General features: G+C 66.0%; 8 protein-coding genes. 6 read left to right on the top strand and 2 right to left on the bottom strand.

All coding sequences use genetic code 11. The features are described 5' to 3' along the window. The first annotated feature begins 73 nt into the window (after positions 1-73). The 6 genes from L0G76_RS11010 to bioD all read left to right on the top strand — a co-directional run bounded on the left by L0G76_RS11010 (position 74) and on the right by bioD (position 7,121). Positions 74-1,363: a thymidine phosphorylase gene (locus L0G76_RS11010; protein ID WP_092106842.1), complete on the top strand. Its 1,290-nt coding sequence runs from the start codon at positions 74-76 to the stop codon at positions 1,361-1,363. 82 nt (positions 1,364-1,445) lie between these two features. Beyond that, a complete protein-coding gene (gene deoC, locus L0G76_RS11005; RefSeq protein WP_092106844.1) occupies positions 1,446-2,099 on the top strand; it encodes a deoxyribose-phosphate aldolase in 654 nt (217 codons plus the stop codon). A 553-nt stretch (positions 2,100-2,652) separates the two neighbouring features. Further along, positions 2,653-3,903 carry a biotin synthase BioB gene (gene bioB / locus L0G76_RS11000; protein WP_092106846.1) on the top strand — a complete coding sequence of 417 codons (1,251 nt, stop codon included), beginning with the start codon at positions 2,653-2,655 and terminating at the stop codon, positions 3,901-3,903. Then, entirely contained in the window at positions 3,896-5,230 is a 1,335-nt protein-coding gene (gene bioA / locus L0G76_RS10995) for an adenosylmethionine--8-amino-7-oxononanoate transaminase (RefSeq protein ID WP_304357277.1), read from the top strand. Before bioB ends, bioA begins: the two co-directional genes overlap by 8 nt. Continuing rightward, entirely contained in the window at positions 5,227-6,357 is a 1,131-nt protein-coding gene (locus tag L0G76_RS10990; protein WP_304357276.1) for an aminotransferase class I/II-fold pyridoxal phosphate-dependent enzyme, read from the top strand. The genes bioA and L0G76_RS10990 overlap by 4 nt, the downstream gene beginning before the upstream one ends. Next, the gene (gene bioD, locus L0G76_RS10985; protein ID WP_304357275.1) at positions 6,354-7,121 is read left to right on the top strand and encodes a dethiobiotin synthase; all 768 of its coding nucleotides are present in this window, start codon (positions 6,354-6,356) and stop codon (positions 7,119-7,121) included. The genes L0G76_RS10990 and bioD overlap by 4 nt, the downstream gene beginning before the upstream one ends. Positions 7,122-7,230: 109 nt before the next feature. Here bioD and L0G76_RS10980 read toward each other — a convergent pair whose 3' ends face one another. Then, complete coding sequence (locus L0G76_RS10980; RefSeq protein WP_092106852.1) at positions 7,231-9,135, bottom strand: phospho-sugar mutase; 1,905 nt, start codon at positions 9,133-9,135, stop codon at positions 7,231-7,233. A 74-nt stretch (positions 9,136-9,209) separates the two neighbouring features. Then, a complete protein-coding gene (locus L0G76_RS10975) occupies positions 9,210-10,019 on the bottom strand; it encodes a purine-nucleoside phosphorylase (RefSeq protein ID WP_304357274.1) in 810 nt (269 codons plus the stop codon). Positions 10,020-10,166 lie beyond the last annotated feature (147 nt).

Genomic DNA, 10,166 nt, shown 5'->3' with positions numbered 1-10,166 from the left:
CACGAGAACGGCACACCCCGGGAACTACCGCATCCTGCGAACGGCACCACCCCGAGAACGAAGGACTGAGATCGTGACTGTAGAGGCATTCGATGCCGTCGACGTCATCGCAGCCAAACGCGATGGCCGCACCCTGCGCAAAGAGCAGATCGACTGGGTGATCGATGCCTACACCCGTGGTGTCGTCGCCGATGAGCAGATGGCGGCCCTGGCCATGGCGATCTTCATCAACGACATGGAACCGGGCGAGATCGCGGACTGGACGCAGGCGATGATCGCCTCGGGCGAGCGGATGGACTTCTCGTCCCTGTCCCGGCCGACCTCGGACAAGCATTCGACCGGGGGAGTCGGGGACAAGATCACCCTGCCCCTGGCCCCGCTCGTCGCGGTCTTCGACGTCGCCGTCCCGCAGCTTTCGGGTCGCGGCCTGGGCCACACCGGCGGGACCCTGGACAAGCTCGAGTCCATTCCCGGGTGGCAGGCGGGCCTGAGCAATAAGGCGATCCTCGACCAGCTCGAGGACCTCGGCGCGGTCATCTGCGCCGCGGGGTCCGGCCTGGCACCGGCGGATAAGAAGCTCTACGCACTGCGCGATACGACCTCGACGGTCGACTGCATTCCGCTCATCGCCTCGTCGATCATGTCGAAGAAGATCGCGGAGGGCACCCAGGGGCTCGTCCTCGACGTCAAGGTCGGGTCCGGGGCCTTCATGAAGGACCTGTCCAAGGCCCAGAAGCTGGCACGGACCATGGTCGATCTGGGCAAAGCGGCTGGGGTCAAGACCTCGGCGCTGCTCACGGACATGTCCACCCCGCTGGGGCTTACGGTCGGCAATGCCCTCGAGGTCCGTGAGTCCGTGGAGGTCCTGGCCGGCGGCGGCCCCTCAGACGTCGTGGATCTGACCGTGGCTTTGGCCGAGGAGATGTTGCGTCTGGCCGGTAAGACCGACGTCGATGTGCGCGCGGCGCTGTCCGACGGTCGGGCGATGGACGTCTGGAAGCGGATGATCCGGGCCCAGAACGGTGATCCCGAGGCCGCGCTGCCCGTCGCCGAGCACACTGAGGTCGTCACCGCACCCGAGTCCGGAGTGCTCAGCAGGCTCGATGCACTGTCCGTGGGAGTCGCCTCCTGGCGTCTGGGTGCCGGACGGGCACGGAAGGAAGATCCGGTCCAGGACGTCGCCGGCATCGAGCTCCATGCCAAGCCCGGCGAGGCCGTGACCGCTGGCCAACCGCTCATGACCCTGCACACAGCCACCCCGGAGCGCTTCGCCCGGGCGATCGAATCTCTTGCAGATGCCGTCGAGATCGGAGGCGATCTCAGCTCGGTCTCCGAGTCGATCGTGCTTGAGAAGATCACCTGAACCGCCGATCACGTTCGGCACATCACGGTACGTCTTCGCACACCACGAACCACCGCACCACGAATCACACTGGAGGACAACCATGACCAGCAGAACCGAAGTCGCAGCGATCATCGATCACACACTGCTCAAGCCCGAAGCCACCCCTGCCGATGTTGAGGCACTCGTGTCGGAAGCGAAGGACCTCGGCGTGCTCGCGATCTGCGTCTCCCCGTCGTTGCTTCCCGTCACCGATCCCGGCGAGCTGGTCGTCGCCACCGTCGTCGGATTCCCCAGCGGTCAGGTCAAGCCAGAGATCAAGGCCGCCGAGGCTGCCCAAGCCGTTTCCGACGGTGCAGATGAAGTCGACATGGTCATCAACATCGGACAGGCCATCGCCAGTGACTTCGACGCTGTCGAGGCTGATATCCGCGGCGTCGTCGACGCCAGCGGCAGCGCCCTGGTCAAGGTCATCGTCGAATCTGCAGCGCTCAGCGACGACCAGATCGTTCAGGCCTGCCGCCGCGCCGAGGCCGCCGGGGCAGGCTTCGTCAAGACCTCGACCGGTTTCCACCCGGCAGGCGGCGCCAGCGCACACGCTGTGGCCCTCATGCGCGAAACCGTGGGCAACCGCCTCGGCGTCAAGGCTTCCGGTGGAATCCGCAGCGTCGAAGCCGCAGAGGAAATGATTGAGGCGGGAGCCTCGCGTCTCGGACTGTCCGGGTCCGCGGGGATCCTTGGAGGACTCAGCGACTGAGCGTTTCTAAGGAGACTCCTCCTGGGGAGCAGTTAAGATTCCTCCCCACGCGCTTCTGCAGTCGAAGTCAGACTGAGTTGGTTGCAGCCGGCTCTGTCTGACTTCGACTGTATGTTTCCGGGCCGCGGCTGCCCGGCACCGAACCTCAGACCCGAAGAAGTCCTTGAGCTAGGTGCTGATGGTTATCAGCCGCTCCTTGAGTGCGGGCTGGAGCGCCGCACTCGCCGAGGCGGTCGTGACTCTCAACACGTCTCGGGAGGTCGCCCACTCCGAGCTGCCGGGCCATCAGGCGGATGAAGACTCTCCCCACCGGAAGGTGAGCCGAGTGGCACTTTGCCCACCTAGGTGCCGGGTCGAGCGCTGCCGCGCAGCCAGGGGCTGAAAGAGTACGACGAGTCCGTCGGAGCCCCCAAGTGTCATTGTGAGCCGACGTTCCGGCCATTGATCATCCCGAAGGCGGAGGACCTCTGACGGCGGCGGATGCGGCTCGGATGCGGCCGCGTCTGGGGAGGATGATTTTGCCCACTCCTGAACAGTGTTCAATAATTGGGTTATGGTTAACTACTTCTCACTGGCCGAGCGTGTGCTCTCCGGTACCTCAGCCACCGCCTCCGATGCCCGCGCGATCCTGTCGTCCCCGAATGAGGATCTGCTCGATCTCGTCGCAGCCGCAGCCCGACTGCGGCGCGAGCACTTCGGTAAGCGCATCAAGATCAACTACCTCGTCAACCTCAAGTCCGGGCTGTGCCCGGAGGACTGCAGCTACTGTTCGCAGCGCCTAGGCTCCGAAGCGGAGATCCTCAAGTATTCCTGGCTGCCCAAGGAGGAGGCTAAGCGCCAGGCGGATTTCGGTCTGGCCGGAGGTGCCTCGCGCGTCTGTCTCGTCGCCTCCGGCCGCGGTCCGTCGAATCGGGATGTTGATCGCGTCTCGGGAATGGTCGAGGAGATCAAGTCTGCCACTCCCGGCGTCGAGGTCTGCGCCTGCCTCGGATTCCTCAAGGAGGGTCAAGCACATCGCCTCAAGGAGGCCGGGGTCGATGCTTACAACCACAACCTCAACACCGCTGAGTCCCTCTACGCCGACATCTGCTCGACACACACCTTTGCCGACCGGGTCGACACCGTCGACAAGGCTCGCGGCGCCGGACTCTCCCCGTGCTCGGGACTCCTCGTCGGCGTGGGCGAGACGAACGACCAGATCATCGAGGCGATCGAATCGCTCAGAGCCGTCGACTCCGACTCGATCCCGGTCAACTTCCTCATCCCCTTCGACGGCACCCCATTGGAGGGCACCAACACTCTGACCCCGCAGCACTGCGTGAGGATTCTGTGCGCTGTGCGCTTCCTGTGCCCGGATCGCGAACTGCGCATTGCCGGCGGCCGTGAAATGCACCTGCGTTCGCTGCAGTCGCTGTCGCTGAATGTGGCCAATTCGCTGTTCCTCGGCGACTACCTCACTTCGGAGGGGCAGGCCGCCGAAGAGGATCTCGACATGATCGTCGATGGCGGGTTCGAGATCGTCGGCGCGGAGAGTGCCCAGCAGCTGCGCGACGAGCTCAAGGCCCACAGGGCAGCCCATCAGGCTGCCTTCGACGGCGAAGCACCCGGCCCCGCGAACGGCGACGGTGCGTCCGCTGCCAGCACTGGCGCATCGAGCGAGACTGCACCAACACCAGTCGCAGGTGGCGCACTGCCGTGTGGCAAACCGCTGCCCGCTGTCGGTCACGAGGCAGGCAACTCGGGCGTGACGATTCCGACGATCCGCCGCCGCGGTGCCGGCACAGAGATCTCTCCCAATGCCTGAGCCGGCACGTTCGAGTCCCCAGAGCACGCTGGACAGGGATGCCGGTCTTCTCTGGCACCCCTATGGTCCCCTCGATGCTGGGGCGCACTTTTCGGTCACCGGTGCAGCCGGTGCCTATGTGGAACTGTGTGATACTTCTGGCTCGCCACATCGGCTCCTGGACGGGATGAGCTCGTGGTGGGCGGTTGTCCACGGCTACCGACACCCGGTCATGGACGCGGCACTGACTCACCAGATCCGCTCGTTCTCGCATGTCATGTTCGGCGGTCTGACCCACGGCCCGGCCGTCGACCTGGCCGAGCACCTCGTCGCGGTCACACCGGCCGGCCTCGACCATGTCTACCTGGCCGACTCAGGCTCGGTCTCGGTCGAGGTCGCGCTCAAGCTCGCCACCCAGTACCAACAGGCTCGCGGACGCGACCGCAGTCGCTTCCTCGCCCTCGAAGGCGCCTATCACGGTGACACGACCGGTGCGATGAGCGTGTGCGACCCGGTCGGGGGAATGCACGCCGACTTCGCCGGACTGCTGTCCCCACAGCTCTTCCTACCGCGTCCTCCGCTGCCGGAGGCTTCCACCGTCGAGGTCGATGCCTGGGTGGTCCGGGCGGAGAACCTCGTCGACATGCATGGGTCCGAACTCGCCGGCATCATCGTCGAGCCTCTCTTCCAGGGCGCTGGCGGTATGCGGCCCTATCACCCGGCGGCCCTGCGGGCGCTGCGGCGGCTGGCCACCGAGATCGACGCCGTGTTCATCGCCGATGAGATCGCCACCGGCTTCGGCCGCACCGGTGCTGACTTCGCCTGCCGCTCGGCCGGCATTACCCCGGATGTCATGTGCCTGGGCAAGGCTCTGACCGGCGGTTATCTGACGTTGGCGGCACTGATGTGCAGTGGGCCGATAGCCGAGGTCATCACCGCTTCCTCCCACCGGGCGCTCATGCACGGACCGACCTTCATGGCCAATCCGCTGGCCTGCGCAGCAGCCACAGCCTCGGTCGGGCTGCTCTTCGCCGATGACACGAGCGGCTGGGAGCCGGCCATTGCCCGCATCTCTCCCGCACTCACAGCCGGTCTCGCGCCGGCTCGAGAGATGGCGCACGTCGCCGAGGTGCGTGTCACCGGTGGCATCGGCGTCATCGAACTCGAACGTCCGGTCGATGTCGGACTCACCACGCGCATCGCCGCCGAGCACGGCGTGTGGCTGCGGCCCTTCCGGCGACACATCTACACCATGCCGCCCTACATTTCGACACCGGAGACGATGGCGACGATCACGGCAGCAATGGTCGCTGCCGCCGCGGCCCACTCCGAAGGAGATCTGCAGTGAACGCCATCGCCTCCCGCATGACCGTGGCAGCCGAACGCCGCAGGGCCGCCGATATGGACCGCAATGATCCGGTGCTCAACGGACTCGACCTCGCCTCCAACGACTACCTCGGTCTCTCGCAGCATCCGGTTGTGCGTGCGGCGGCGATCGAAGCGATCGAAGACTATGGCACCTCAGCTAGGGCCTCGCGCCTCGTCACCGGAACCACCCGCGCCCATCACCTGCTCGAAGCCGCGCTTACCGAACGGCTGCGGCACCCGGCGTGCGTGACGTTCTCCAGCGGTTATCTGGCCAATATCGCCGCCGTCACGACCTTGGCTGGGCCAGATACCCTCATCGTCTCCGACGCCCACAATCACGCCTCACTCATTGACGCCTGTCGTCTGACGAAGGCCTCGATCACCGTCGTTGCCCACAATGATCCGAGCGCCGTCGAAACGGCCTTGGCCGACCGGGCGCAGGCCGAGGCGCTCGTGATCGTCGAATCGGTCTACTCCGTCCTCGGCGACGCAGCCGATCTGCCGCGACTGCTACAACTCTGTGAGCGCTACGATGCTATCCTCCTTGCCGACGAGGCCCACGGGATCGGTGTGGCCGGTATCGACGAACACTGCGGAATGGGTGCAGCCGCGGGCCTGAGCGAACACCGCGAGCGGCTCGTCGTCACCGCGACCCTGTCTAAGGCGCTCGGCTCCCAAGGAGGAGCGCTGCTGGGCTCCGAGCTCATCCGCGATGCCGCCGTCAACACTGCTCGCTCCTTCATCTTCGACACCGGGCTCGCCCCGGCCAACGCGGCAGCCGCCCATGCGGCGCTTGGCCTCATCACTTCCGACAGGGTGGCATCCATGGCAGGCGCGCGGAACGCGCTCGCAACAGCGCTTGAGGTGCCGATTCCTGCCGGCGCTGTGCTCTCGGTGCCGATGCCGACCCCCGAATCCGGGGTGCGAGCACGGGCTCTGCTGCGTCAGGAGGGGATCCTAGTCGGCTGCTTCCGCCCGCCCTCGGTTCCTGATGGCATCACGCGGGTGCGGCCGACCGCGCGTGCTGGTCTGAGCCCCGATGAGCTGGCCCATGCCTGTGAGCGGATCCGGGCGATCACCGATGCCTGCGTTGCGGAGGCAGGGTGATTCCGCGGTTCCTGCTCGTCACGGGAACGGACACCGGCGTCGGCAAGACGATTGCGACCGCGGCGCTGGCCGTGGCGCTGACAGCCGCCGGGCGGCGGGTCATCATGTGCAAACCGGTCCAGACGGGGCACATCAGCCCCGACGATCCACAGCGCGAGCAGCTTGAAGCCGACTACAGCGATGTCGTCACCGAATCCGACGCCCAGATCGTCGCTCGGCTGACCGGAATCCATACGTTCACGAATATCACGCTGCGTCTGCCGATGGCTCCGCTTCCGGCGGCGCGCAAGGAGTCGACTGGATCCGTGTCGCCGACTGCCCGAGCGGCCTCGACCCTGCCCGGCGCAACCGAGCATGCAGAGCTCATCCACACGGCTGCCGAACGCACCGGTGCTGACCATGTCCTCATCGAAGGCGCAGGGGGAGTGCTCGTCGACTTCGGAGGCCACACTGCTGCCGACATCGTCGCCTGCCTTTCGCCCAATCCAGACTCCGTCGGTGCCGTCATCGTCTCCCGCTCGCGCCTGGGCACACTGAACCACACTGCTCTGACGGCCGAAGCCCTGGGGAATCGGCACATATCGGTCACCGGCATCATTTTGGGCTCGTGGCCCGAGCCTGCGCCGCCGGTCGACCGTGACAATCGCTGCGCGCTGTCGGCTATTGCCCCCATCCTCGGTGCGGTTCCCGCCGGAGCCGGCCACCGCCTCGGGCGCGGCGAGTTCACAGCACAAGCACCCGGTTGGCTCCATCTGCCCTGCTGACTCAGCAGCGTCGGCGGCCCCCGTCGGATCCCCGGCCCGCAACTTCATCATGCACTGAACGAAGCTGTGGCCGGGGGAGACCGGATGGGCTAATACGGCGTCTGTCGCCTCAGAGACCGAAGAAGGTCTTGAGTTCGGTGTTGATGGAGGCCAGGCGCTCGGTCAAGGCCGGTTTAAGGGAGGAGCTCGCCGAGTCGGCTGACACCCGCACACCCGCACTGGCCGCGGCTCGGGTGTCGGCTTCGGCCGAGGCCTCCAGCTCGGAGGGGTCGGCGACGACCTCGAGGTAGCACTTGAGTTTTGGCTCCGTACCCGAAGGGCGCACGATCACTCGAGAGTTCGCCTCGGAAAGCAGCAGGATGCCATCGGTGGGAGGCAAGCCGTCGTAACCCAGTGAAAGGTCATGGACTTCGGCGACCGGGGAGCCTGCCAGAGTCGTTGGTGGGTTCTCCCGCAACTTCGCCATGGCTGCGGCGATGAGGGAGACATCGTCGAAGCGGAAGCTCAGCGGCGCGGTGGCAAAGTATCCGTCGCGATTGCGAATCCGGTCGAGCTCGGTCTCGATGCTTGAACCCGACTCCTTGAGTCGTGAGGCCAAAGCTGCGAAGGTCACGGCAGCGGAGATTCCGTCCTTGTCCCGGACAGCTGTGGGGTCGACGCAGTACCCCAAAGCCTCTTCGTAGCCGAAGACCAGGTCGGGAACACGGGAGATCCACTTGAAACCCGTGAGTGTGTTCTTCGCAGTGAAACCGTGGCTTTCGGCAGCGGCAGCCAGGCCCCGGGAAGAGACGATCGAGTTCGCGAACACCGGCGACGCTGAGTCAGACGCCTCGCCAGCCCCTGCTGGTCCCGCGCCTCCCGCCGATCCTTCGACTCCAACGGCGTCCGCGGCCACCTGCCGCTTCGAATGATGGGCGCCCTGTGCCATGCGGGTCGCGATGTCCTCACCGAGGAGGAGACCCACCTCGTCGCCGGACAGCTGCCGGTAACCGGCTGCCAGGGAGACATCCGGGATGGCTGCGGAGAACCTGTCAGCGTCCGGGTCATTGGCGATGATCAGGTCGGCGTTGACCTCCTTGGCTAAGGCGTACGACTCATCGAGGGCACCGGCCTCTTCTGGGTTCGGGAACGCCACTGTCGGGAAATCCGGCTCCGGTGTCTGCTGGGACGGCACCGGATGCACGTTGGAGAAACCCGTGCGGGCCAGTGCCGCCTCGGCGACGGAAGCTCCGACCCCGTGCAGGGAGGTGTGCACGATGGTCAGATCGGCGTTCGAGCGCACATCCAGGGCATCGATGCGAGCCAGGTAGGTTTCGACGATCGACTCATCGAGATGCTCCCAGGCGGATTCGGCACGAGGCACCGAGGCCACAGATGACACGGCCGCGATCTGCTCGGCGATGAGGGCATCGGCTGGGCTGACGATCTGAGCACCGGCACCAGCCTCGGCAGCACCAGGGTCGGATTCGATCGCGAGCAGCGGACGCTGACCGAGGTAGACCTTATAGCCGTTGTCCGCAGGCGGGTTGTGGCTGGCGGTGACCATGACTCCGGCATCGGCCTTCAAATGAGACAGTGCGAACGCCAACAACGGGGTCGGCAGCTGATCGGGCAGCTGGATGGCCGTACCGCCGGCCGCCGTGACGACAGCGGCGGTGTCGGCTGCGAAGTCTGAGGACTTGTAGCGGGCATCGCAGCCGATGACGACCGTGAAACCCTCACCCACCGTGTTCAGAAGGAAACGGGAGAGTCCGGCTGCGGCGCGGATGACGACGGCACGGTTCATCCGGTTGGGTCCGGCCGCGATCTCTCCGCGCAGACCCGCGGTGCCAAACTCCAGGGGACCGGCGAAACGATCCTCGAGGTCTGCGAGGGCAGCCTCATCACCGGTCTTCGCCGCGGCCAGGATGCTGCTCAGCGTGGTCGCGGTCTGCGGATCGGGGTCATCGGCGATCCACGCCTCGACGATTTCGGCGTCGAACCCGGCGGTGAAGCGATCGGCTACTTCGGTCATATCTGTCCTTGTCCAGTGCTGTTGGAACGGGTGAACTCCCGTTGGGGAGGGAAGTGCTGGAAATGCTGGCGCGTTCAGAGCTTCGAGACGATGTCGGCGAGCAGCTGCGAGATCCGCGGAGCTGCGGCGGCGCCGGCCTCGATGACCTCGGCGTGGGAGAGCGGGGTCTCCTGGATGCCGGCGGCGAGGTTCGTCACCAACGAGATACCCATCAGCTCCATACCGGCCTGACGTGCGGCGATGGCCTCGAGCGAGGTCGACATTCCGACGAGGTCGGCGCCGAGGATCCCGGCCATGCGCACCTCGGCGGGGGTTTCATAGTGCGGCCCGCGGAACTGGGCGTAGACACCCTCATCAAGGGTGGGATCGATCTCCTTCGCGATGGAGCGCATGCGCGGGGAGTACAGGTCGGTGAGGTCGACGAAGTTCGCGCCCTCGATGGGGGAGGTGCCGGTGAGGTTGAGGTGGTCGGAGATGAGAACCGGCGTGCCGGCAGCCCAGTTGCGGTTGAGTCCTCCGCAGCCGTTGGTGAGCACGAGGTTCCCACACCCGGCGGCAGCGGCGGTGCGGACCCCATGAGCCACCGCACGCACGCCCTTGCCTTCGTAGTAGTGGGTGCGGGAGCCGAGGACGAGGGCGTGCTTGCCGCTGGCTTTGATCCGGATCGTGCGCAGGGTGGCTCCGTGGCCTTCGACGGCGGGAGCATGGAATCCGGGAACCTCTGCCGCGGAGATCTCGCTGATCGTCTCGCCGAGGAGCTCCGCCGCGCCGCCCCATCCCGAACCGAGAACGAGAGCAATGTCATGGGACTCGATACCGGCTTTGGAGTTGATGGTCGTGGCCGCGGCGCGGGCGGCGGCGGTAGGATCGCTTAAGTCAGTCATGACGCCAAGATTATCAAGTTCTCACACCGTTCAAGGAGCGCAGACAATGCCGATCAGAGACCTGACCGATGGTGACGACCTGCGGTTGAACGAGGTGTTCGCCGACGCCGATACGCCGGCCGCCCACATGGCCAGGTCCCTGTTCCG

Source organism: Brevibacterium picturae, from assembly GCF_030453725.1.
GTDB lineage: Bacteria > Actinomycetota > Actinomycetes > Actinomycetales > Brevibacteriaceae > Brevibacterium > Brevibacterium sandarakinum_A.
Note: the sequence above shows the minus strand (reverse complement) of the source record. Positions and strands in the feature narration are given on the sequence as shown.